The sequence below is a fragment of the Asticcacaulis excentricus CB 48 genome, from assembly GCF_000175215.2.
Lineage (GTDB): Bacteria > Pseudomonadota > Alphaproteobacteria > Caulobacterales > Caulobacteraceae > Asticcacaulis > Asticcacaulis excentricus.
In genome coordinates this window covers 1,053,237-1,074,478 of the sequence record NC_014816.1, presented here as the reverse complement: position 1 = coordinate 1,074,478, position 21,242 = coordinate 1,053,237, and the positions used below count along the sequence as shown (strand labels likewise).

Annotated in this window: 19 protein-coding genes and 1 riboswitch; of the genes, 7 read left to right on the top strand and 12 right to left on the bottom strand. The window is 61.5% G+C overall.

Features of this window, described 5'->3' with window-relative positions; translation table 11 throughout:
- Nucleotides 1-50: 50 nt before the first annotated feature.
- The 6 genes from ASTEX_RS19210 to ASTEX_RS05045 form a co-directional block, all read right to left on the bottom strand.
- Nucleotides 51-554 carry a cysteine hydrolase family protein gene (locus tag ASTEX_RS19210; protein WP_049781605.1) on the bottom strand — a complete coding sequence of 168 codons (504 nt, stop codon included), beginning with the start codon at nt 552-554 and terminating at the stop codon, nt 51-53.
- 2 nt (nt 555-556) lie between these two features.
- Nucleotides 557-970, bottom strand: coding sequence for a low affinity iron permease family protein (locus ASTEX_RS05065; RefSeq protein WP_245532532.1), 414 nt, complete (start codon nt 968-970; stop codon nt 557-559).
- Between the two features lie 99 nt (nt 971-1,069).
- Nucleotides 1,070-2,521, bottom strand: a complete 1,452-nt coding sequence (locus tag ASTEX_RS05060) for a bifunctional 2-methylcitrate dehydratase/aconitate hydratase (protein WP_013478536.1) — start codon at nt 2,519-2,521, stop codon at nt 1,070-1,072.
- A 102-nt stretch (nt 2,522-2,623) separates the two neighbouring features.
- Nucleotides 2,624-3,799, bottom strand: coding sequence for a bifunctional 2-methylcitrate synthase/citrate synthase (gene prpC, locus ASTEX_RS05055; protein ID WP_013478535.1), 1,176 nt, complete (start codon nt 3,797-3,799; stop codon nt 2,624-2,626).
- A gap of 18 nt (nt 3,800-3,817) precedes the next feature.
- Nucleotides 3,818-4,696 (bottom strand): methylisocitrate lyase, encoded by an 879-nt coding sequence (prpB, locus tag ASTEX_RS05050; RefSeq protein ID WP_013478534.1) that lies wholly within the window; start codon nt 4,694-4,696, stop codon nt 3,818-3,820.
- Nucleotides 4,693-5,853: a thiolase domain-containing protein gene (locus tag ASTEX_RS05045; RefSeq protein ID WP_013478533.1), complete on the bottom strand. Its 1,161-nt coding sequence runs from the start codon at nt 5,851-5,853 to the stop codon at nt 4,693-4,695. Before ASTEX_RS05045 ends, prpB begins: the two co-directional genes overlap by 4 nt.
- 174 nt (nt 5,854-6,027) lie before the next feature.
- Here ASTEX_RS05045 and ASTEX_RS05040 point away from each other — a divergent pair, with 174 nt between their 5' ends.
- Nucleotides 6,028-6,795 carry a helix-turn-helix transcriptional regulator gene (locus ASTEX_RS05040; protein WP_013478532.1) on the top strand — a complete coding sequence of 256 codons (768 nt, stop codon included), beginning with the start codon at nt 6,028-6,030 and terminating at the stop codon, nt 6,793-6,795.
- 23 nt (nt 6,796-6,818) lie between these two features.
- On the opposite strand, the gene ASTEX_RS05035 is transcribed toward ASTEX_RS05040, so the two are convergent.
- The 3 genes from ASTEX_RS05035 to ASTEX_RS05025 form a co-directional block, all read right to left on the bottom strand.
- Nucleotides 6,819-8,033, bottom strand: coding sequence for a glycoside hydrolase family 27 protein (locus tag ASTEX_RS05035; protein ID WP_013478531.1), 1,215 nt, complete (start codon nt 8,031-8,033; stop codon nt 6,819-6,821).
- Nucleotides 8,034-8,111: 78 nt separating this feature from the next.
- Nucleotides 8,112-8,873 (bottom strand): TrmH family RNA methyltransferase, encoded by a 762-nt coding sequence (locus tag ASTEX_RS05030; protein WP_013478530.1) that lies wholly within the window; start codon nt 8,871-8,873, stop codon nt 8,112-8,114.
- Nucleotides 8,863-10,005, bottom strand: coding sequence for a mechanosensitive ion channel family protein (locus ASTEX_RS05025; RefSeq protein ID WP_013478529.1), 1,143 nt, complete (start codon nt 10,003-10,005; stop codon nt 8,863-8,865). The genes ASTEX_RS05030 and ASTEX_RS05025 overlap by 11 nt, the downstream gene beginning before the upstream one ends.
- A gap of 178 nt (nt 10,006-10,183) precedes the next feature.
- Between ASTEX_RS05025 and ASTEX_RS05020 the strand changes: the two genes are divergently transcribed.
- The 4 genes from ASTEX_RS05020 to ASTEX_RS05005 all read left to right on the top strand — a co-directional run bounded on the left by ASTEX_RS05020 (nt 10,184) and on the right by ASTEX_RS05005 (nt 15,385).
- The gene (locus ASTEX_RS05020) at nt 10,184-11,584 is read left to right on the top strand and encodes a glutamine synthetase family protein (protein WP_013478528.1); all 1,401 of its coding nucleotides are present in this window, start codon (nt 10,184-10,186) and stop codon (nt 11,582-11,584) included.
- Nucleotides 11,584-12,867 (top strand): NAD(P)/FAD-dependent oxidoreductase, encoded by a 1,284-nt coding sequence (locus ASTEX_RS05015; protein ID WP_013478527.1) that lies wholly within the window; start codon nt 11,584-11,586, stop codon nt 12,865-12,867. Before ASTEX_RS05020 ends, ASTEX_RS05015 begins: the two co-directional genes overlap by 1 nt.
- A gap of 293 nt (nt 12,868-13,160) precedes the next feature.
- Nucleotides 13,161-14,183, top strand: coding sequence for a methyl-accepting chemotaxis protein (locus ASTEX_RS05010; protein WP_013478526.1), 1,023 nt, complete (start codon nt 13,161-13,163; stop codon nt 14,181-14,183).
- Nucleotides 14,184-14,305: 122 nt separating this feature from the next.
- Nucleotides 14,306-15,385: a methyl-accepting chemotaxis protein gene (locus ASTEX_RS05005; RefSeq protein WP_013478525.1), complete on the top strand. Its 1,080-nt coding sequence runs from the start codon at nt 14,306-14,308 to the stop codon at nt 15,383-15,385.
- 96 nt (nt 15,386-15,481) lie between these two features.
- Here ASTEX_RS05005 and ASTEX_RS05000 read toward each other — a convergent pair whose 3' ends face one another.
- Nucleotides 15,482-16,240, bottom strand: a complete 759-nt coding sequence (locus tag ASTEX_RS05000; protein ID WP_013478524.1) for a site-2 protease family protein — start codon at nt 16,238-16,240, stop codon at nt 15,482-15,484.
- A gap of 109 nt (nt 16,241-16,349) precedes the next feature.
- On the opposite strand from ASTEX_RS05000, the gene ASTEX_RS04995 reads away from it, so the two are divergent.
- A complete protein-coding gene (locus tag ASTEX_RS04995) occupies nt 16,350-17,156 on the top strand; it encodes a DUF3313 family protein (protein WP_013478523.1) in 807 nt (268 codons plus the stop codon).
- 187 nt (nt 17,157-17,343) lie between these two features.
- Here ASTEX_RS04995 and ASTEX_RS04990 read toward each other — a convergent pair whose 3' ends face one another.
- Both ASTEX_RS04990 and ASTEX_RS04985 read right to left on the bottom strand, forming a co-directional pair.
- Nucleotides 17,344-18,180, bottom strand: a complete 837-nt coding sequence (locus ASTEX_RS04990; RefSeq protein ID WP_013478522.1) for a TIGR00266 family protein — start codon at nt 18,178-18,180, stop codon at nt 17,344-17,346.
- A 117-nt stretch (nt 18,181-18,297) separates the two neighbouring features.
- Complete coding sequence (locus ASTEX_RS04985; RefSeq protein ID WP_144004610.1) at nt 18,298-18,792, bottom strand: hypothetical protein; 495 nt, start codon at nt 18,790-18,792, stop codon at nt 18,298-18,300.
- Nucleotides 18,793-18,925: 133 nt separating this feature from the next.
- Nucleotides 18,926-19,038: riboswitch (TPP riboswitch) on the top strand.
- Between the two features lie 102 nt (nt 19,039-19,140).
- Here ASTEX_RS04985 and thiC point away from each other — a divergent pair.
- Nucleotides 19,141-20,994, top strand: a complete 1,854-nt coding sequence (thiC, locus tag ASTEX_RS04980; RefSeq protein ID WP_013478520.1) for a phosphomethylpyrimidine synthase ThiC — start codon at nt 19,141-19,143, stop codon at nt 20,992-20,994.
- The last annotated feature ends 248 nt before the right edge of the window (nt 20,995-21,242 follow it).

Here is a 21,242-nt window from a genome sequence, read left to right as displayed (position 1 = left end):
TCACCGATAATGACCAACGCCGCCCGTCAGGGCGGCGTTTTTCTCGTGGCTTATGCCGCCAACACACTTCCCGAATGCCGCAGATTGTGCGGGCCGATAGCCTTGGACAGGATTTCCAGCGCCATATCGTGATAGCGGCGATGTTTGTCCGAGGCACACAGGTCCGCCAGCAACAGAGGCCTTATCCCTGCTTCGAACAGATCAAGCGCGGTCTTCAGCACGCAGGCCTCAGTGGCGATGCCGCACAGATAGACCGTCTCAGCCTCCATCCCGCGCAGTCTGTCGATCAGGCTGCGCCCGCCCCCATAAGCGCAGCGATTATGGATATACGCATCGTCGCGCGGCCGTAATGCCAGTTCGGTGTCCGGATCGTTGGGCGAAAGCTTGTCATAGGCCAAAATGTCGCGAAACGGCGACGGATCGGCGTTTTCAAATGCGGTAAAAACCACCCGTTCAAACCGCACCTGAAGGGTCTCAATTGGCGCCACGACGTGCGCCGACGCAGGGGTGACGAAGCCTTTTTGCACATCGACGACCAGCAGGACGGCGGGCACTCTCACCCCAGCACCTGCGCGGCCTTGGCACTCGCTTCCGAGTGGGCTTCGGCGGCCTTGTGATCGCCCTGTTCGCGGGCCTTTTTAGCCAGAGCTTCATAATGCGTCTGAAGCGCGGTCAGCTCCTTTTCACTCATGTTTTCCATGTCGATATAGGCCGTATTGGCCTTCGACGCAGCGCGGATCAGTTCGTCCAGCTTGAGCTGCATGATCTTGGCGTCACGGTTCTGCGTGTTCTGGATCAGAAACACCATCAGAAAGGTGACGATGGTCGTGCCCGTATTGATGACCAGTTGCCAGGTATCGGAGAATTTGAACAAAGGTCCGGTGACGATCCACAGGACCACCACCGCGACCGCTAGTCCGAAGGCCCAGGGGCTGCCCGTTGCCACCGCTGCGTTTTGAGCAAAGCACACGAACCAACCCTTTTTATGGGCGTTATCAGCGTCTCGTGACATAGCCTTACCACCTCATTGAAAGGCGGACAGGCTGCACCGGGAGGCATAAAGATACAATCAGATCACATACATATCGACATATTCATGCACGGCGGTGGCCTCCAGCGCCTGCTGATCGAGGCTGAGGTCGAAAATGGCCTGCTGCTGCTTTTTGGGGAAGCGGCGGTTGAGATTGGTGCGGAACTTGGCCTCCAGCAGCGGGATACCTTCCTTGCGGCGGCGTTTGTGGCCGACGGGGTATTCGACCACGATCTCTTCCCACACCGTGCCGTCATTGAGCGTGACGGTCACCGCATTGGCGATCGAGCGCTTATCCGGATTGTGATAGTCCTTAGTAAACTGCGGGTCTTCGGTACAGATGATCTTGTCGCGCAGGGTGTCGATACGCGCGTCCTGCGCCACCTCGTCCTCGTAATCCGCCGCCGTCAGACGCCCGAATAGGATGGGCACGGCCATCATGTACTGGATGCAGTGGTCGCGGTCGGCCGGGTTGTGCAGCGGCCCCTTCTTGTCGATGATGCGCACACAGGCCTCATGGGTGCGCACGTCAATACGCGCGATGTCGTCTGGTGACACGCCCTTGGCCCTCAGTTCCTGATGCACGCGCATGGCCGCTTCGACGGCGGTTTGCGAATGGAACTCCGCCGGATAGCTGATCTTGAACAGCACGTGCTCCATCACATAGCTGCCGTAGGGGCGCTGAAAGCTGAACGGCTTGCCCTTGAAGGACACGTCATAGAAGCCCCACACCGGAGCGGTCAGGGCCGAGGGGTAGCCCATCTCGCCCTTCTGCACCATCAGAGCCAGCCGCACGGCGCGGCTGGTGGCATCGCCCGCCGCCCACGACTTGCGCGAGCCCGTATTGGGCGCATGGCGATACGTGCGCAAGCTCTGCCCATCAACAAAGGCCAGCGACACGGCGTCGATGATCTCATCGCGGCTGAGGCCCAGGATCCCGGCCACCACGGCCGTGGAGGCGACCTTGACGAGGATCACATGATCAAGGCCTACGCGATTAAAGCTGTTGTCAAGCGCCAGCACGCCCTGAATCTCATGTGCCTTGATCATGGCGGTCAGCACGTCGCGCATGGTCAGCGGTGCCTTGCCCGCAGCCACGCGATTGCGAGATATCCAGTCGGCAACAGCCAAAATCCCGCCCAAATTATCCGAAGGGTGCCCCCATTCCGCCGCCAGCCAGGTATCGTTGAAATCGAGCCAGCGGATCATCGCCCCGATATTGAAGGCCGCCTGTACGGGATCGAGCTGGAACGGAGTGCCGGGGACTTTGGCACCATTGGGGACGGTGGTGCCTGGGACGATAGGCCCCAAAAGCTTGGTGCAGGCCGGATAGTCGAGCGCCTCCAGCCCGCAGCCCAGCGTGTCGAGCAGGCAGTTGCGCGCCGTCTCATAGGCGAGGTCGGAGTGGATTTTATAGTTCAGCACGTAGTCGGCGATATCGACAAACACGCTGTCAGGTTCCGGTCGGATATTGGGGATATGTGTGGACATGGAAGTTTCCTACGTCCTCCCCTGCACAGCTGGGGAGGTGGCATCTGAGCACGGCGAACATAACGGAGGGGGCAGCCCCCCGCTTCGCAGCGAGGGATATGTTTATTGACGGTCTTCGATTCTGACGAAGGCGCGGTCTTCAGGGCCGGTATAGTTGGCGCTGGGGCGGATGATCTTGCCGTCGATGCGCTGCTCAATCACGTGCGCCGACCAGCCGGCAGTGCGCGCTATGGCAAACAACGGCGTGAACATGGCCGTAGGCACCCCCATGCGGTGGTAGGAGACGGCCGAGAACCAGTCGAGATTGGGGAACATCTTTTTGACCTCCCACATCACGCGCTCCAGGCGCTCCGCGATAGAGTACATTTTCAGCGAATTTTGCTCGACGCTGAGGTCGTGGGCGACCTGTTTGATCACCACGTTGCGCGGGTCGGAGACCGTATAGACCGGGTGGCCAAAGCCGATCACCACCTCCTTGCGTTCGACGCGGGCGCGGATGTCGGCCTCTGCCTCATCCGGGGTGGCGTAGCGCTTCTGGATCTCAAAGGCCACCTCATTGGCCCCGCCGTGCTTGGGTCCGCGCAACGCGCCAATAGCCCCGGCAATGCACGAATACATGTCCGAGCCCGTTCCGGCGATGACGCGCCCGGCAAAGGTCGAGGCGTTGAATTCGTGCTCGGCATAGAGGATCAGCGAAATGTGCATCGCCTTCACCCAGCTGTCGCGTGGCTTTTCGCCGTGCAGCAGGTGCAGGAAGTGCCCGCCGATAGAGTCGTCGTCCGTCTCGACCTCGATGCGCTTGCCATTGTGGCTATAGTGATACCAGTAGAGCAGCATCGACCCCAGAGACGCCATTAGCTTGTCGGCAATGTCACGGGCCGAGGGGGCATTGTGGTCGTCCTTTTCCGGCGCCAGACAGCCCAGCAGGGAGACACCCGTACGCATCACATCCATAGGGTGCGCCGAAGGCGGTATCTGCTCTAGCACCGACTTCAGACTGACTGGCAGGCCGCGCAACGCACGCAGCTTGCTCTTATAGGCCGTCAGCTCCGAAACGGTCGGCAGGCTGCCGTGGACCAGGAGGTACGCCACCTCCTCGAAGTCGCACGTCTGGGCCAGGTCGAGAATGTCGTAGCCGCGATAGGCCAGATCATTCCCCGTGCGCCCCACGGTGCACAGGGCCGTATTGCCGGCCGCCATACCAGAAAGGGCGACCGACTTCTTGGGCTTGAAGGCGGTTGTCGCCTCCCCTTTGGGCAGTTCACTGACGGCACTCATGGCCATTCCCTCCGCTTATTATTTGTTTTTATTGAACATCGCATCGAGGCGCTGTTCATAGTCATAGTAGTCGATGCGCTGATACAGCTCGTCGCGCGTCTGCATCAGGTCGACCACATTCTTCTGATGGCCGTCGCGGCGGATGGCCTCATAGACGACCTCAGCGGCGCGGTTCATGGCGCGGAAGGCCGACAACGGATAAAGCTGAATGGCAACCCCGGCGGAGGCCAGTTCTTCACGCGTAAACAGCGGCGTCTTGCCGAACTCGGTGATGTTGGCCAGCACCGGCACCTTTACGGCGGCGGTAAAGCGGCGATAGGTGTCGAGGTCATAGGCCGCTTCGGCAAAGATCCCGTCCGCCCCGGCGTCGACGCAAGCCAGCGCCCGCTCAATCGCCGCATCGACGCCATCCACGGCAATAGCATCGGTGCGGGCGATCAGAAAGAAGTCCGGGTCGGTTTTGGCATTGGCGGCGGCCTTAACGCGATCGACCATTTCCGCGATCGACACGATCTCCTTGCCCGGCCGGTGGCCGCAGCGTTTGGCCCCCACCTGATCCTCGATATGGCAGGCGGCGGCCCCAGCCTTGATCAGCGTCTTGATCGTGCGCTCAATATTGAAGGCGGAGGGGCCAAAGCCCGTGTCAATATCGACCATTAGCGGCAAGTCGCACACATCAGTGATGCGGCGAACGTCGATCAGCACGTCCTCAAGGCTGCTGATGCCCAGGTCGGGCATCCCCAGCGACCCTGCAGCCACACCACCGCCGCTGAGGTAGATAGCGCGGTAACCGGCGCGCTTGGCCAAAAGCGCGTGGTTGGCATTGATCGCGCCGATGACCTGTAACGGGGTTTCGGCCTTGAGCGCCGCACGAAATCGGGCACCGGGTGAGGTCATGACAGTCTCTCCAGAATACTCACATAGTTGGCGACCGCACCGCCGCCCATGTTGAAGGCCAGTCCGAGCTTCGGATCTGGCAGTTGCATCTCGCCCGCCTCCGCACACAGTTGCCGCGCGGCGAGGACGTGCATGGAGACGCCCGTCGCCCCGACCGGATGGCCCTTGGCCTTCAGACCGCCGGACATATTGGTGGGGCATAGGCCCTGACGACCGGTGCCTCCGGCGATGATGAACTCTGCCCCCCGCCCTTTGGGGGCCAGTCCCATGGCTTCGGCGACCAAAAGTTCGGCAATGGTGAAGCAGTCGTGGACCTCGGCAAAGCTGATGTCAGACACTGACACACCCGCCCACGCATAGGCGCGTTCAAAGGCCAGACGCGGGGCGGTGAAGTCGGTCATGTCCTTTGCCGACAGGGGCAGCAGGTCATTGACCTGAACCGACGCGCGGAAGCCAACGGCGCGCCGGAAGTCTTGGGCCCGGTCTGCGCGGGTCAAAACGATGGCGGCAGCCCCGTCCGACACCAGTGAACAGTCGGTCATTTTCAACGGGTCAGAGATCAGGGGGTTCTTCTCGGACACGGTGGCGCAGAACTCGACCGACAGCGGCTTTTTGAGCTGCGCTAGTGGATTATTCATCGCGGCGGCGTGGTTCTTGGCGGCGATATGCGCCATGGCCAGGGTCGGATCGCCGTAGCGCTCACCATAGGCGCTGGCAAAGCGGGCGAAGATGTCGGGGAAGGACAGGCCAGCCTCTTCGGCCTGATAACTGGCGGCCCCCAAAGCGCGCGTCACGCCCGCCCCGTCGAGCGCCGTCATTTTTTCGGCCCCGACGACCAGTGCGGTGTTAATGCGCCCGGACGCAATGGCGTCCATCGCCGCATAGAGCGCCGCCGATCCAGAGGCACAGGCGTTTTCCAGCCGCGTAGCGGGTATGTAGCGCAAGCCCTCATCGGCCCCCAAGACCATGGAGGCGCAAAAACCATCGGGCGTCAGTCCGGCATTGTAAAGCCCCAGAAAAACCGCATCGACGTCGGCCCCGCTGATCCCGGCGTCGCCGAGCGCCTCACGCGCCGCCGTCTGGATCAGCGCTTCGAGCGACAGGTCCAGCCTTCCGAACGGCGTATGACCCCAGCCTACGATGGCCGCTGCGTGCATGGGTTACCCTCCCTTTAACCTCGCAACCGCTTCTGCGTCGGTTGCCGATGCAACAAGGCGTAGACCCTTGCCGCAGCGGGAGTCAATGCAGGCGCGGACACGTTTTCGGGACCGAAAAAACGCGCCTCCGCCAATACATGCTGCAATTTTTTGGCAGCATGTTACATTCAGGCGATGAAGACCGCCGACCGCCACGCCGCCCTCCTCGAAGTCTTGCGTGAACACAGCGCCCCCATCAGCGGACGCGCCCTTTCCGCCCGGCTGGGCACGTCCCTGCGCACCCTCTACCGCGACATTGCCGCCTTGCAGGCACAAGGGGCCCCTATCGAAGGCGCGCCGGGCATCGGCTATGTGCTGAGACCGGCGTACCGCCTGCCGCCGCTGATGCTGTCCCCGGAAGAGATCGAAGCCCTGATCACCGGGGCTTTGTGGGTTGCCGATCGCGCTGAACCGCGTCTGGGCGAAGCGGCGCAAAGCCTGATTCAGGCGCTAAGCCCGCATCTGCCCGCCGCCATCCGTGAAGACCTTACGCAGCGCGGCCTGCTGGTCGGGCGCGGTCTGGCCGTGCCCCAAGCCCATATCGACCCGGCCCTAATCCGATCGGCCATCCGTTCGGAACGCTGCGTCTATATGAGCTATATCGACCTCAAGGGCACAGTCAGTGAACGCACCGTCTGGCCCATTGCGCTCGGTTTTTTCGACCACCTGCGCATACTGGTGGTGTGGTGCGAACTGAAACAGGCCTTTCGGCACTTCCGCACCGAACGCATACTGAGCTGGAAGCCTCTCGACATCCCCTTCCCGCGCCGCCGCGCCGCGCTGCTTAAGGCGTGGCGCGACACGCTGCACGAGGGCGAGGTGATGATGCCGGAACAGTCCAACCGCAACATGGTGACAGGTTTTGGCAGTATGTCCGATGAAACCGACAGCGAAACCGCTTGATCTGCGCGTTCACAAACGCGTGATCAAATAGTTGGAGTCAAGCGGGCCATGATCACGCCGTGCGAAGCCACGGTGCCACCAAAGCGCGCCTTGACGTTTTTCGTCACCTTTTTGGACCACAGGTCTTTGACCTGAACCTTCAGTCCGGCCGGCAGGTTGAGCTGTTCCCATGTGACGCTCATCTCCGCCGGGGCGGCACTGCGGTTAAACAGCACCACCGCTTGATCGCCGCCTTTCAGCGGACGCGCCCAGACTTCGAGATCGCCCTCTTTCCAGATGCGTTTGGCCTGCTGCCCCAGCGGGTCCTGATCGACGGCGATAACGTCGGTGTTGGTTAGGATGCGCAGCGTATCGGCGTCCATATTGGACAGGTCGTTCCCGGCGATCAGCGGCGCGGCCAGCATAGCCCACAGCGAGAAATGCGACTCGTATTCGGTCGTCGTCATGCCGCCATTGCCGACTTCGAGCATGTCGGGATCGTTCCAGCGGTTCGGGCCGGAATAGCGCCACAGGTCCACCTGCTTGTCGAGAATGTTGACCATGCCGATCGAATAGCCCTTTTTGCCCTCCCAGGCGTCATAGATGTCGCCGGTGGTGCGCCACAGGTGACCGATGGGCGCGGCCCAGCGCTGCGGATAGTTGTCGCCCCACTCACAGATCGACAGGACGATATCGCGCCCGGACGAGCGCAGCGCCTTGGCCATAATCGTATAGGCCGCTTCTGCATCGCGCGTGCCGGTGTAGCACCAGTCGTATTTCAGGTAATCGACGCCCCATCGCGCGTATTGGCGGGCGTCCTGAAACTCATGACCGGCACTGCCCGGACGGCCGCCGCAGGTCAGCGAACCGGCGTCGGAATAGAGGCCGAACTTCAGCCCCTTACTATGCACATAGTCGATCAGGGCCTTCATGCCGGACGGAAAGCGTTCCAGATCGACCTGAATATTCCCGTCGGCATCGCGGCTTTTCTGCCAGCAGTCGTCGATGACGATATACTGATAGCCCGCCTCCTTGAGGCCTGACGCCGCCATGGCATCGGCCTGCTTGCGCACGATGTCCTCAGTGATATTGCAGGCGTATTTGTTCCACGAATTCCACCCCATCGGCGGGGCCGGCAACAGGTTGGGCTTCGGCGCCTCCAGCTTCAGAGTCTCGTGCGCCTGTGCGCTAACGACACCGCCCCCCAGACACAGACTCACACTCAGGCCAGCGGCCAGCAACCAGGCGGTCGTTTTCATTTTCAGCTCCCTCATTGTTTTCGCCCATTAAATATATCAATTTTATTTAATCAAGCTCTTTTGTGTGACAATACCACATTAGGCCCGAAAGCGATACAGAACAATGCCACTGGTGGTCGCCACATTGAGGCTGTCGAAGCCCCCGTGCATGTCGATACGCACGGTCCGGCACGCCGCCATAAGCTCCGCCGGCAGACCCGGTCCTTCGGCCCCAAACAGGACGGCGGAACGTGGGTCCGGCATAACCTCTTCCAGAGTCACAGCCCCGGACGGGCTCAAGCCATAGGGCGTCAGACCCAGCCCCCTCAGCGTACCCACCATGTCGTCCGTGCGATAGTGCGGCACTTCCAGCGCGCCACCGACGCTGACGCGGATGGCCTTGCGGTACAGGGGATCGCAGCAGGTCGTATCGAGCAGCACCGCATCGGCACCAAAGGCCGCCGCATTGCGCATCAGCCCGCCCATATTGTCGGTATTGGCGATGCCGTACAGGGCCAAAACGCGCGCCGTGGTGCCACTCACCCGTTCAGACAACGCCTGTTTTGGCGCATAGCGCCCCAGTGCCAGATAACCGCGATGGATGGGAAAGCCCGCCACCTGATTCATCACGCCTTGCGGCACCACGTAGACCGGCGCGTCGGGTAAGGACACCAGTCCACCCAGACGCTCCGGCGTCGTAAGCACGCTCACCGTCTCGGCCACCGGCGAAGTAAACAGGCGCTCCAGCACCACCTTGCCCTCGGCCATGAACAGCCCCTGCCGGCCTGTAAGATCACGGTCTTTCACATCACGATATAGCACAAGGCGGGGGTCGTCGGGGTCGGAAATCTCAAAAAGCATGGGTCACAGGCGCGGCGGAGTCGGCGGGATGGCGGATATCGGGCTTTACGGCCTTATCCGGCATCGCGCCACCCTCTTCGATCCGCGCCCGCGTTTTGGGTAAGGCTTCGGGGTAGTGGGTGCTTAGGAATGCGATCATGTTTTCGCGCACGTAGCAGCGCAGGTCGAAGGCGGTGGGTGAGTCGGCGGCGCTGACGAGAATGCGGATCTTCACCACCTGCGCATGGGCCTCGGTCAGTTGCACCACCTGCACCTGACCGTCCCACAGGTCAGTACGTGCGAGCAGGTCCGCAAGGTGCGCGCGCAAGGCCTCCACCGGCACGCTGTAGTCGGTATAAAGCTCCACCGTGCCGATCAGGCTGGCCGAGGTGCGCGTCCAGTTCTGGAACGGCTTTTCGATGAAGTAGCTGATGGGCAGGACCAGCCGACGCAGGTCCCACAGACGCACCACCACATAGGTCAACGTGATTTCCTCGATCCAGCCCCACTCGCCTTCGACCACCACGGCGTCTTCCAGCCGGATGGGCTGGGTCAGGGCGATCTGGATACCGGCCAGCAGATTTCCCAATGTCTTCTGAGCCGCAAAGCCGATGACGATGCCCGCCACCCCGGCCGAGGCCAGAAGGCTGACGCCTAGGCCGCGCAATTCATCGAACAGTAGGAAGACGGCCGCCAGAGTGAGCAGGACCAGCAGAAAGGTCGCCAGCCGTCGCACCAAAGTGATTTGCGTCAGGACGCGCCGCGCCTTGAGATTATCCTTGACCGTGATGTCGTAGCGCCGCGACACGCTGGCCGTCACGATGTCGATGCCGCACAGGGCCAGCCAGTAGATGAGCAGGATGGTCAGAAACTTGGTCAGGGTCATAAAGGCGTCGACGTGCACGGCGTCGGGCCAGACCACACGCACAGCAATCGCCGCCGCCAGCAGAGGCCACACCGTGTAGAGTGGCTTTTTCAGCCGGTTGACGTCAAAGCGATAGAGTGCCGTCAGGTGCTGTTTGGCCCGCCAGCGCGCCACCCCCATGATCACGAAGGCGATGGCCAGGGCCGCGATAAAGGTCATGACGGCCACGCTGACCACCCCCACCCATACGGGCAGGCCGGTGAACACGTCCCGGATATCAAAGCGCATGCGGTCATCCTCCGAGGCTCGACAAATGCCCGAAATTGTGATCACAATTTCGACACGACCGGATGGAGGGTTGCCAAAACCGCGCGACCCGCGCCATCATGATCGCACCCAACCGGGGCCCGGATCAAAAATCCATGCGTCAGTCTCTGCCGACAGGGCCTCATTCCACAGGTGACCCATGAAATCGAAGTCCAAACGTCCGCAATCCGGCTTTTCAAAGCGCGGGGCTGCCGACGTCTCCGAAGCCGCCGGCTGGTTGGCTGAGCAGAATATCGAAGAGATCGAGTGCATGGTGCCAGACCTGGCCGGGGTGGCGCGCGGCAAAATCATGCCGGTGCGCAAATTCCTGACCACGGCGGCGATGAACCTGCCGCTGTCGATCTTCTATCAGACCATTACCGGCGACTTCCCTGATCTTGAGGGCATTGTCGGCACGGTGCAGTCCGATACCGACATCTTCCTACGCCCGGATTTCCGCACGCTGGCTGCTGTACCGTGGGCGACAGATCCAACGGCGCAGATCATCCACGACGCCTTCCATCCCGATGGCCGCCCGGTCGAGGAAAGCCCGCGTCAGGTGCTGCGACGCGTCATCAGCCTCTATCACGAAAAGGGCTGGAAGCCGGTCATCGCACCGGAACTGGAATTCTACCTCGTCGAAAAGAATATTGACCCTGACTATGCGCTTAAACCGCCGGTGGGCCGCTCAGGCCGCCCAGAAACCGGGCGTCAAGGCTATTCCATCTCCGCCGTCAATGAATTCGACGGTCTGTTCGAAGACATGTACGAATATTCGGAGGCGCAAGGGCTGGAGATTGACACCCTGATCCACGAATCGGGAGTGGCGCAAATGGAGATCAACCTGCGCCACGGCGATCCGCTGGAACTGGCCGATCAGGTTTTTATGTTCAAGCGCACTATCAAGGAAACGGCGCTGGAGCACGACATCTACGCCACGTTCATGGCCAAGCCGATGGCGATGGAGCCGGGCTCGGCCATGCACATCCACCAGTCGATCGTAGACAGCAGCGGGCGCAACCTGTTTTCCGATCCCAAGACCGGTGAGCCGACCGACCTTTTCTTCAGCTTCATCGCCGGTCAGCAAACCTATATGCCCGCCGCCGTGTCTCTTCTGGCGCCCTATGTCAATTCTTACCGCCGCCTGTCCAAGGGGTCGGGCGCCCCGGTCAATACGCACTGGGGCTTCGATAACCGCACGGCCGGCCTGCGCGTGCCGCCTTCGGATGCTGACAACCGTCGCCTGGAAAACCGCCTGCCTTCGTCCGATGCCAACCCCTATCTGGCCATAGCGGCGGTGCTGGCCTGCGGCTATCTGGGCATGGTCGAAGGGCTGAAACCCTCCGCCCCGGTCGATACGGACGTCTCGAACGACCCGTCGGCGGAACTGCCCTATTCTCTGATCCAGTCCGTGATCAAGCTGGAACGCTCAGAGGCGCTGAACACGATCCTTGGGCCGGCCTTTGTGACCGCCTATGCCCGGGTCAAGCACCACGAATACGAGACCTTCATGCGTACGATCAGCCCGTGGGAGCGCGAGTTCCTACTGCTAAATGTGTGATGGCGACCGCCCGAAACACCGGCCATCCCGAAGGCTGCTGGTACGCCGATACGTCGGGCCGGCTAAACCGGCCTGCCTTTGCCGGTGAGGCCGATACCGATGTGGCGATTATCGGCGGGGGTTATACGGGCCTCGGCGCGGCTCTGGAACTTGCCCGCAAAGGCGTCTGCGTTACCCTGCTCGAAGGGGCGGAGATCGGCTCGGGGGCGTCCGGGCGCAATGGCGGGCAAGTCCACACCGGTCAGCGTGTCGATCCGCAGACGCTTGAAAGTCAACTGGGGGCCGATGCGGCGCGAGAGCTGTGGGAGATGGCCGAAACCGCCAAGGCGCATCTGAAAGAGCTGATTGCTACGCACGCTATCGACTGCGACCTGCGGCCCGGCCTAATCCACGCCTGGCACCGCCCGCGTTTTGCCGAAGACGACCGCGCCTATGCCGACTTTGTGTCGCGCCGCTACGGCTATGATCAGGTGCGGTTTATGGATAAGGCGGAGGTTGCCGCCGAGTTGGGCACCGACATCTATCACGGCGGCACGTTTGACGCCGGCGGCGGGCATCTGCATCCGCTGAAACTGGCGCAGGGACTGGCCAAGGCTGCAACAGCTGCGGGGGCCAGTCTTTATGAACACAGCCGTGTTGAGCGCTATGAGACCACAAAGCAGGGCGTGACGCTCTTTCTTAAAAACGGATGGTTAAGGGCACGCCATCTGCTGATCTGCGGCAATGGCTATATGTCGGGGCTGGATGGCGACATCGACACGCATGTGCTGCCGATCAACAACTTCATCCTGACTACCGCCCCCCTGCCCGATGCCGCGATCCTGCCCAACGATGTCGCGGCAGCGGATTCGCGCTTCGTGGTCAATTACTGGCGCAAGACACGGGACAACCGCCTACTGTTTGGTGGCGGCGAAAACTATACGCCGTGGTTCCCCAATGACATCCGCGCCTTTGTCCGCCGCAACATGCTGAAGGTCTACCCGCAACTGGCCGACATCGAGATCACCCACGGATGGGGTGGCACTCTGGCCATCACCCTGAGCCGCTCGCCCTATGTGCGTCAGTTGTCGCCCCACGTCTGGGTCAGCGCAGGCTATAGCGGTCAGGGGGTGGTTCTGGCCCCCTACTTCGGAACGCTATTGGCGCGTGCCGTGACGGGCGACCGCCGCGACGCCGAACTGCTGATGCAGTTGCGCACACCGCCCTTTCCCGGCGGAAAATGGCTGCGCATCCCTGCCATGATCGCCGGCCTGAGCTGGTACGCCCTTAGGGATAGATTATAACGTATTCAAATCTGCGGTTGAGATTGTTTCATCCGCACCCGGAAAAGTTGCGCACGAAACCATAGCGTGTCTTTGGGGAAACATTCGCCGACAGACTGGCTCAAATCGTCTCAAAAATCCTTGCTTGCCCTTGCGATGCGGCACCTGCGAACCGCATAGGTTGTGCCCTGCGCTATTCGCATAACGTGGGTATTCCCCACTTGTGACTCTAACTTTTTGCCTATCGCCTGCCGCGTACCCGATGATGATCGGGCCACTGCACATGATACGCTTGCAACGAAGGAAGCCGCTTCATGTCCTCCGCCATCACCCTGTCGGACATCCTCTCGCAAACCCGCCGTGCCAAGACTATCACCCACACCAAGGTTCAGGACATCCGCGCCGTGACGGCCAAGCTGCGTATACTGGCGCTCAACGCCCTGATCGAGGCCAAACACGCGGGCGATAAAGGTGCCGGTTTTTCGGTCGTTGCCGATGAAGTGCGCGCCATCTCGACGGAGGTCGAGGGGCTGGCGCGCGATCTGGGCAACGAGATCATCAATCTCGACAGCCTCACTCAGGACATGGCTATAGCCAGTCAGGGGGCGCGGCTGACCGACATGGCGCTCAATGCCATCGAGCTGATCGACCGGAATTTGTATGAGCGCACCTGTGATGTGCGCTGGTGGGCCACCGACTCGGCACTGTGGCAGGCGGCCGCCAATCCGACCCCGGCGCACACCGCCTATGCCTCTCGACGACTGGGGGTTATACTCGACTCCTACACCGTCTATATCGATCTGTGGCTGTGCGATCTCGATGGAAATATTCTCTCCAACGGCCGGCCAGAGCGCCACCACGTGCAGGGGCAGAATGTGCGCGACCGCACCTGGTTCAGCCGTGCGCTCAGCTTGCGTAACGGTCAGGAATTTGCTGTCGCAGACATTACGACCGAGCCACTTTTGGGTAACGCTCAGGTCGCCACCTATGCGACGGGTGTGCGTCAAGACGGCGACCCCCATGGCGCGCTTCTAGGCGTGCTAGGTATCCAGTTTGACTGGCAGCCGCAGGCCCTGACCATCACGCAGGGTGCGCGCCTGTCGGAAGAGGAACGAGGCCGCACGCGCGTCCTGATGACCGACGCGCAGGGACTGGTAATCGCCGCCTCCGACGGTCAGGGCCTACTGAGTGAGCGGGTGCGCCTGCTGACCGAAGGGCGCGTCATGGGTCATTACAGCGATCCGCACACGGGGGCGCTAGTCGCCTTCCACCGCACGCCGGGCTACGAAACCTACCAGGGATTGGGGTGGTATGGGGTTATTGTACAACCCCAATAAGTCCCTCAAGGCTCGCCTTACTTCGTATACATATAAATTGTATTTCTTGGACGATGGTTGGACTTGAAACCATTCCCAAACCCTTGTTGTCTCTCGTCCGCAGAGACAACAAGGGGTGATTCGTGGACGCACTTTCGACGATCAGCGCATCCGGGACACAGACCGCCGGTTCCGACGAAGCGGTTTCGGTCAACGACATTATCGCTCGTACCGCTCGGGCGCGCGACCTCACCCAACATAAGGTCCGCGACATCCGTCAGGTGACCAATACCCTGCGTATTCTGGCGCTCAATGCCCTGATCGAAGCGCGCCGCGCGGGTGAGCTGGGGGCTGGTTTCGGCGTCGTCGCCGATGAGGTGCGCAACATCTCTACCCAGGTCGAAGGCCTGTCTTCGTCCCTGGCTTCCGAGCTGGGAGGCGAGATCGAGGCGCTGGAAAAGCTGACGCGCGATATGGCGCGGCAGGCGCAAGGCGCGCGCATGACCGATCTGGCGCTCAATGCCATCGAGCTGATCGACCGCAACCTTTATGAGCGTACCTGTGATGTGCGCTGGTGGGCCACCGATTCCGCCGTATGGGAGGCTGCATCGCATCCGACGAAAGACAATTGCCGCTACGCCACTTCGCGTCTGGGGGTCATTCTCGATGCCTATACGGTCTATATCGACCTTTGGCTGTGCGATCTAAATGGCCACATTCTGGCCAATGGCCGCCCCGATCGCTTTCATGCGGCGGGTCAGAACGTCGCCTCGCGCGACTGGTTTCAGAAGGCGCTCGGCCTTAGCAGCGGCAATGATTTCGCCGTCGCCGACATCACCGCCGAACCGCTGCTCAAAGGGACGCAGGTCGCCTCTTACGCCACCGGCGTGCGCGTCGGCGGTCAGGCCGATGGCGAGCTGATCGGCATATTGGGTGTGCATTTCGACTGGCAGCCGCAGGCGGAGACCATCGTCAACGGGGTGCGCCTGAGCGAGGCCGAAAAGCGCCGCACGCGCGTCCTGCTGACTGACGCACAGGGGCTGGTCATCGCTACATCCGATGGTCGCGGAAGCCTTACTGAGCGCATCCCGCTCGATACGCAGGGCCGCGCCTCAGGTCACTACGTGGACCGCCACGAGCGGCTGGTGGCTTTTCACCGCACACCCGGCTACGAGACCTATGCCGGGCTGGGCTGGTACGGGGTGATCGTTCAGGAAGGCTGACCGTTGTTTAGCCCCTCGCCGGACGGTGGCTCCGCCACCCGGGCTGCCGCCTCAACGGCGGCTTGAGTGGACCGATTTCATGAGGATTAATTCCTCTCAGTTCCAGAAGGTAAACCGATCGAACGCCGGACGCATTCCGTCCAGATCAAGCCCCAGCGTGCCGGCCACCAGACCCAGTAGCGCATAGATCAACGGAAAGCCGAAGAGGAAGATCAGCACCAATGCCAGCAGGCTGATCCACGGCCGGCGCTCCAGACGCTCAGCCATGCCGCGCAGGGGCTGCGGCAGCAGCGGCGTGATCACGCCAAACCCGTCGAAGCCCGGAATAGGCAGCAGGTTGAGCACAAAGGCCATCAGGTTAAAAAAGCTGAGCAGGATCAGTGCCTGCCAAAACACGTCAGGTGCCGCCTGCGCGAACGCCACCTGTGCCGCGCCATAGCTGATCAGGGCGAAGATTAGGCTCATCACCGGCCCGGCCAGCGCGATCAACGACGACTGCCAGCGATGGCGGATCAGGTCGGGCCGGATCAGCACCGCCGCTCCTGGCAGGGCGATGCCCCCCAGCACCAGAATCAGCACGGGTAAAACGATGCTGTTCGGGCCGTTGATATAGACGACCGGATCGAGCGTCAGGTAACCGCGCGCCTTGACCGAATAGTCGCCAAAGGCCGCCGCCGAGGCCGCATGGCCGAACTCATGCAGACACAGGCCGATGACCCAGCCCAGCACGACAAAGCCAAAGGTGGCCACCCCAGATACCTCCGGGCGCATCCACAGTACAAGCCCCGACGCCCCGAACAGGACCAGCAGGACGATAAAATTTAGCGGCGTCGCCGGGCGGGTCTCTGTTTTCATATCACCCTAATGGCAGAAGCCCCCCTGCCGCGCAATCGCCCGTATTAAGCCTTGCAATCCGAGTGCGATCCGTGCGCGTATGCCATTCAATTGAACACAGGGAAAAGACATGCGGCTTGCTCTCACCTTCACGGCCCTCGCCATCGGTCTGACCGCCTGCGCCAGTGCCCCGGATGGCCACGACTCCAGCCTGTCTTCGACCGAACAACTGACACCGGGCAAGTCCGGGCGCACCACGACGCGGGAATACCGCGATACGGCGGCGCTCAATCAGGTAAAGCGCGTCTATCTGCACCCAACTAAGCTTGCGACCGGTGAGACCACGCGCTACGTGCTGAAGGACAACGAAAAGGCGCTGGTCCTGACCGAGGTCGAAGCGCAGCTTTGTTTTGAACTGGCCGAACGCTATGAGATGGTCAGCGACCGCACGCAGTCCGATGCCGAGGTGCATTCAGCGGTCACGTGGTTTGAACCAACCGGAACCGTCGGCTCAGGTGCTGCGGCCGTTGCCAACTTCTTCATTCCGGGGCCATTGGGCATCCGCTTGCCGGGGTCGTTGGGCGGTCTGGGGGCCGAGGCCGAAATGAAGGTCAATGAGCGTCAGGTCGCCGCCATCGTCTGGGCGCGTCAGGCGCAGGCCTTGGGCACCGACTCCCCGTCCCTGTCGCGACTGGGAGACGCACTGCAATTTGCCGAGCCGTTCGGTGACGATGCGGCGCGCGTAATGTCGCCGGAGCCCCTGCCGCCCAGCCGCAGCTATACATCGGCGACCGACCCTTGCGCGGCCTATGGTGGGCGGATCAACGAAACGGGTTTTATCATCGACCGCGTGACGGGCCTCTATGTTCCGGCAACCCGCCCACAAAAGGCGCCTGAAAAAGCCCCCGGCAACGCACCGGAGGCTCAACAGGATTAGGCTTTGGGACGATAGGCTCTTCGCGATCTTCCTCCTCCCCATATCCTGGAGAGGCGCCGAGTTTACGAGGCGGAGGGGGTATCGTGCGGACGGTTATACCCCTCCGTCAGCCTCGCTTCGCTCGCGGCCACCTCCCCACGCAAGCCTAGGGAGGAGACGCGGGGTTATATCTTAAATCGTTTCCCGACTAGTTATTGCCCCCGATCAGGTCGCCAAGGCCGCCTAGGACTGAGCCTTCACCCCTGTTCGGGCCCGCCCCGCTCGCGGCCGCCAGCACGCGACCGGCCAGACGCGAGAAAGGCAACGACTGTATCCACACCTTACCCGGCCCGGTCAGTTGCGCGAAGAACACGCCTTCGCCGCCGAACAGCATCGATTTGACGCCGCCCGCCTGCACCAGGTCGAAATCGACCGTATCGGTAAAGGCCGCCACGCAGCCCGTGTCGATGTGAAGCTGCTCACCAGGGGCCAGCGTGCGCTCAATAACCGCGCCGCCGAACTGTACGAAGACCCAGCCGTCGCCTTCCAACTTCTGCATGATGAAGCCTTCGCCACCGAACAGGCCGGTCATCACCTTGCGCTGGAAGGCGATGCCCAGCGACACACCCTTGGCCGCCGCAAGGAACGAATCCTTCTGACAGATCAGGCGACCGCCGACGTCCGACAGCTTGAGCGGGATGATTGAGCCCGGCACCGGAGCCGAAAAGGCGACCCTCGCCTTGCCCTGACCATTGTGGGTGAACACGGTGGTGAACAGGCTTTCACCGGAAATCAGACGCTTGCCCGCGCCCAGAAGCGCGCCCATAAAGCCCTTTTGCTGACCCGATCCGTCGCCGAACACCGTGGTCATGCCGACGCTGGAATCCTTCCACACCATGCCGCCGGCTTCGGCGATGGCGCTTTCGCCCGGATCGAGTTCGATCTCAACGAATTGCAGCTCTTCGCCCTTGATCTCAAAGTCGATGTCGTCGGCCACACCGGCCTGACGATGATGGGTGGTGGGAACGGACACATTGCCGAACATAAGAAACCTCCTCTGGATGACGCAGAAGATGTAGAAGCTCTGCGGCCAAAAGGAAGGGCTCTTTTCGTTAAAAATCGGACAGGTGACGGCTCATCCGCAACGCAACCGATTCCACAGCTATTGGGCCAGATGCACCCGCACATCCTTCCAGTGGGTCTTGAAGAACCACACCCGACCGCCCTGCTTGGCGACGGCCAGTTCACCGTCGGACACCCAGCGTAACTGCACCTCAGTCCCAGCCTCAAACGCCGAAACGGCGGGCGCTTCGGCTGTGGCTCCGGCATTATGCACGATAAGGCGCAAATCCGGCGCACCGCCCAGACAGGACACCTGCCGCACCTCGGCTATGCGCCCCCCGCTGGGAGATGTCGAACGATCAACAAAGCTCGACGTGCACACCGGAGCGGCTCCGTTTTCATACAGCGCATAGCCCCAGAAGACGGCGCCGACCAGCGCTAGTGACACGCCTATGCCTGCAAACCAGTACCAGTGATGGTGTTCCTTGGCATAGACATAGCCGTGGGGGTGGCGCAATTCGTCGTAGGCGCCGACCTTCATATGCAGTTCCTGCTCCGATACAGTACGCAGAGGTTCACCTGCGGGCATCGTCATTTCCTCCGGGCGTTAAGCAGCCCCTGTGGATAAGTTTGCGCCCGGAAGTTTACCAATAGGTAAAGAGAGTAGAGGCCCGCAGCAATGCCACATTCCCCCTTGCCCCCCTGCCGTCGTTCCTCTAAATTCCGCGCATCGTTCACCGGGGTGTCCGCGCGCAAGCGGGCTGAGAATCGGACCAGCGTCCGTAAACCCGCCGAACCTGATCCGGGTCATGCCGGCGAAGGGAGTGAGTAAGCCTCTGGCGTCCGCGTTTCGCTGACAACTCGCCATTTGGCCAGACACCTGACGCGCATGATCCCTTTATTGACACGCCTGCACACCACAGGCTCAGAAAGGGATTATTCAATGAACAAGCCCATCAAGGACTTAAAGCCAATCCGGGTCGAAGCCTCGCCCTTCCCCGGCTCAAAAAAGGTCTATGAACCCGGCGTCCTCTTCCCTGACCTGCGCGTCCCGTTCCGCGAAGTCGCCCTGCAAAAAGAGGCCAATGAGCCGCCAGTCAGCCTGTACGACTCCACCGGTCCCTACACCGAAGAAGGCTTTGTGCCTCAGATCGACAAGGGCCTGCCGCGCGTGCGCGAACAGTTCGTACTTGATCGCGGCGATGTCGAATTTATCGAAGGCCGCAAGGTCAAGCCGGAAGACAATGGCAATGTTTCGGCCGAACGTCTGGCCCCCGAATTCCCCAACCTGCCGAAAGTGATGCGCGGCAAGCCCGGGCATAAGGTGACGCAGCTCGAATATGCGCGCGCCGGTATCATTACCGCCGAGATGGAATATATCGCTATCCGCGAAAACATCCGCCGTAAGCAGGAAGCCGAAGTCATCCGTGATGGCGAAGACTTCGGAGCCTCCATTCCCGACTTCATCACGCCGGAATTTGTCCGTGACGAAGTGGCCCGCGGTCGCGCCGTCATCCCGGCCAATATCAATCACGCCGAAGTCGAGCCGATGATCATTGGCCGCAACTTCCTGGTGAAGATCAACGCCAATATCGGCAATTCCGCCGTCACCTCATCGATGGAGGAAGAGGTCGATAAGATGGTGTGGGCGATCCGCTGGGGCGCCGATAACGTCATGGACCTTTCGACCGGCCGCAACATCCACAATATTCGCGAATGGATTCTGCGCAATTCGCCCAACCCTATCGGCACCGTGCCCATCTATCAGGCGCTGGAAAAGGTCAATGGCGTCGCCGAAGACCTGACGTGGGAAGTCTATCGCGACACTCTGATCGAACAAGCACAGCAGGGCGTGGACTATTTCACCATCCATGCGGGCGTGCGCCTCGCCTATGTGCACCTAACCGCCAATCGCGTCACCGGCATCGTGTCACGCGGCGGCTCGATCATGGCCAAGTGGTGTCTGGCCCACCACAAGGAAAACTTCCTCTACACGCATTTCGAGGAAATCTGCGACATCATGCGTGAGTACGATGTCACCTTCTCACTGGGCGACGGCCTGCGTCCCGGCTCGATCGCCGACGCCAATGACCGCGCGCAGTTCGCTGAACTGGAGACGCTGGGCGAACTGACCAAGGTGGCGTGGGCCAAGGGCTGTCAGGTGATGATCGAAGGCCCCGGCCACGTGCCGATGCACAAGATCAAGGCCAATATGGACAAGCAACTGGCGACCTGCGGTGAAGCGCCCTTCTATACGCTTGGGCCACTAACCACCGACATCGCGCCGGGTTACGACCACATCACCTCCGGTATCGGCGCGGCCATGATCGGCTGGTTCGGCACAGCCATGCTGTGCTACGTCACGCCGAAGGAGCATCTGGGCCTGCCCGACCGCAACGACGTGAAGACTGGCGTGATCACCTATAAGATCGCCGCCCATGCCGCCGACCTCGCCAAGGGGCACCCTGCCGCCCGCGCCTGGGACGATGCGCTCAGCCGCGCGCGTTTCGACTTCCGCTGGGAGGATCAGTTCAATCTGGGCCTCGATCCGGATACGGCGCGCGCCTTCCACGATGAGACCCTGCCGAAAGAGGCGCACAAGACGGCGCACTTCTGTTCGATGTGCGGCCCGAAATTCTGCTCGATGAAGATCACGCAGGAGGTCCGCGACTACGCCGCCAACATGACCGACAATGAAAAGGCGGACCTCGAAGCCGCGACGGGCATGGCGGAAATGTCTCAGAAGTTCAAAGATATGGGCTCAGAGGTCTATATCCCAGCCGAACCGGCAGAGTGAACGGCACGCTAGACTAAACCCCATAACTGGGCGCAGGTGACATCATCTGCGCCCTTTTCTTTTGCGGCTCGAGCCCCGCTCCGCCACCATCATCCATGCTCAGACGTTTCCTCCCCCGGCACGCCGGGGGAGGCGGAATATTGCAGTCTTGCCCGGATTCTAAATCCCCAGTTACAGGGGTGAGGCCTTGGACAGATGACATCTGAGCCAGAGCCGATCGCAAGTGGGTGCCTTGCCCTTTCACATCT